The organism is Pseudoalteromonas sp. S4741, from assembly GCF_005886135.1.
GTDB lineage: Bacteria > Pseudomonadota > Gammaproteobacteria > Enterobacterales > Alteromonadaceae > Pseudoalteromonas > Pseudoalteromonas tetraodonis.
The window spans coordinates 1-769 of sequence record NZ_PNCN01000199.1 but is presented as its reverse complement, the minus strand read 5'-3'; the positions used below and the strand labels follow the sequence as shown (position 1 = coordinate 769).

Below are 769 nucleotides of genomic sequence, written 5' to 3'. Positions count from 1 at the left end.
CCGCGATTAAATCGCCCCTAGCTTGAACAAATTTAAATCTGCAAAGGTCAACAGACCCTTAAACAAACGGTATTTTTCATCCGCTAAATAGCGACTACTCATAGACAAGTTATGGGTTTGTTTTATTTCCTTTGCAGCGTCAATAGTGGGACGTCCCGAAAAGCGCCGACAAAAATCATCTTCTTTATAACACACACCAAAAGGCGCAAGTAATTGGCTCCAGCAGATATAATGCACACTTTGAGAATCAACTAACGTGCCATCCATATCAAATAATACCGCTTCAATAGACATACTTTCTCCTTGTTGTTTAGCTGTTTAGCCTATGCCCTGAATATTAAAAAAGGTGCCTAAGCACCTTTCATTAATTTGTGTTACTCAGTCAAGCCTGCTGGCGGCTCAGCATAAGCGTCTTCACCGGTGTTTACATCAACTAACTCGTAACCACGGGCTTTGCGCATCACTTTAAGTACGGGTTTTTCAAATGCTGTTTTTAAGCGCTCAGCATCATCTTTTAGTTCATCTAACGAAGTACCAAACGGCGCTGCCCCCGTTTCTGACCAGTTAGTTACTTTACCATTTAGATTATATTCCACTTCGTGTATTTGATATTGCGCCGCTTCATCTTTGGTTGCTTCACAATAAATTACACGGTAATTCCAAAATCCAGCCATTACTTTTTCTCTTTAATAAACATATGAGCGCTACTTTAGCAGCTCTACAAAAATAAAAAAGCCTGCACTAGGCATAATGCAGATCAGTTAAGAAT

Annotated in this window: 1 protein-coding gene and 1 pseudogene; both read right to left on the bottom strand. The window is 39.9% G+C overall.

Annotated features, from left to right (window positions below):
* Window positions 1-60 precede the first annotated feature (60 nt).
* Window positions 61-294, bottom strand: a pseudogene (locus tag CWC30_RS17615) (HAD family hydrolase); the annotation flags it as partial.
* An 80-nt stretch (window positions 295-374) separates the two neighbouring features.
* Window positions 375-674 carry a hypothetical protein gene (locus tag CWC30_RS17610; protein ID WP_138627746.1) on the bottom strand — a complete coding sequence of 100 codons (300 nt, stop codon included), beginning with the start codon at window positions 672-674 and terminating at the stop codon, window positions 375-377.
* Window positions 675-769: the final 95 nt, after the last annotated feature.